The organism is Silvimonas sp. (assembly GCF_031291215.1).
GTDB classification, from domain to species: domain Bacteria; phylum Pseudomonadota; class Gammaproteobacteria; order Burkholderiales; family Chitinibacteraceae; genus Silvimonas; species Silvimonas soli.
Genome location: NZ_JARLJK010000121.1, coordinates 1 through 1,505, shown reverse-complemented (window position 1 = coordinate 1,505; position 1,505 = coordinate 1). Strand labels below are relative to the sequence as shown.

At 61.2% G+C, this 1,505-nt stretch carries 2 protein-coding genes; one reads left to right on the top strand and one right to left on the bottom strand.

Annotated elements, in window-relative coordinates; all coding sequences use genetic code 11:
* Nucleotides 1-501, top strand: a 501-nt coding sequence (locus P4L78_RS12675; protein ID WP_309328415.1) for a hypothetical protein, incomplete at its 5' end; no start/stop codon positions are given.
* Here P4L78_RS12675 and P4L78_RS12670 read toward each other — a convergent pair.
* On the bottom strand, nt 498-1,505 hold a 1,008-nt coding region (locus P4L78_RS12670), incomplete at its 5' end, for an MFS transporter (RefSeq protein WP_309328414.1). The genes P4L78_RS12675 and P4L78_RS12670 overlap by 4 nt on opposite strands.

Here is a 1,505-nt window from a genome sequence, read left to right as displayed (position 1 = left end):
GCGCAGGATTGGTGGAACGGGAACAACGCCTATTCGTCTTCCTGCTGCTCTCAGGGTGACGCTGTCACCGAAACCTACAACATGCTGTCATCGATGAACGCGGTCATGCCGACACCAGGCACAGGGGCAAGCGCCAGCACACCGCAAGAAGTCATGTTGTTAATCACCGACGGGGTATCTGACGAATTGATCAGTGGCAGCCGCACAAATCGTGAATTCAACGCGACCGACCTTGCCCAATGCACAAAAATAAAAGCGCGCGGCATCAAGATTGCCATCCTTTATACGTATTACGACCCGACTGTTATTTCCAACGACAGCTGGTCAGTCAGCAATGTAACACCTTATCTACCCAATGTTCTGCCCGCACTGCAATCGTGCGCCTCAAACGCTACCAACGGCTCTCCGCTGGTTTATACGGTACAGTCCAACCAAAGCATTGCGAGCGCTCTGCAATCGCTGTTCCAGTTGACCATCGAGAACGCGCACCTCGTTGGCTAAGGATGCTCGAGACCGTGGCCACAGGGCCCGGTCTCGTGCCGCCAGAGCATAAACACCGACACCAGTGCAGCGAGGCTGATCGCGCCAAAGAACAGCAGGATCACGTCATAGCCTTGCGGATGCGCAGGCCCCGCCCCGGCACGGTCGGCCAGCGCCCCGGCGATAAGGTTTGACGCAGCAATCCCCAGCGATTGAATCAAGGTGATCAGGCCAAGCGCCGTGCCCAGCCGTTCGCGCGGGACGATCATCGTCGTCGCCGGCCAGATCACCGCCGGCACCAGACCCCAGCTGATCCCCATCAGCACGGTCGAAATCCACGGATTGATATTGGTCAGCCCCAGCACGGCCAGCGTGACCGGCAAGAGCAGCGTGCCGAACACCAGCATCATCGCGCGGTTGCCAAAACGGTCGGCCAGCACGCCGAACAACGGCGTGGCAAAGATCGCGGCGGCAAACACCCCCGAATTGACCTGGCCTGCCGCCTGTAATGACAAGTGCTTGGCATGCTGAAAGTATTCGACCGCATAGGTCTGGCGAAAGGGAAAAAACACCGCCGCATAAAGCACATGGAGACCCAGAATGTACCAGAACGCCGCATCAAACCGCAGCCGCGCCAACCCGCGCGGCGTCGCCGGTGCAGCCCGTGCCGTCACCGGCAGAGCCGGGCGGCTCGGTTCGAGCGCGTAAAACACCAGCGCCGCCGCCAGGCCCAGCCCGGTAATCCCCGCCCCCAGCCACAAAGGCGGCTGCCATCCGGCATCATAAAGCGGCCGCGCCCAGGTCGACGAGGTGTTGCACAAAAACGATCCGACCCGCGCCAGCGACAGGAACAGCCCCGTGGCCAGCGCAATCCCGCTGCGCGGAAACCACAAGGCAAGCCCTGCGACCAGCGCCATGAAAATCGCCCCTTCGGCAATCCCGAAGATCAGCCGCCCCAGCCACATCACCCAATAGGGCGTACCGATCGCGGTCAGACAGGCGCCGACCACCCCGATCGCGGCGGT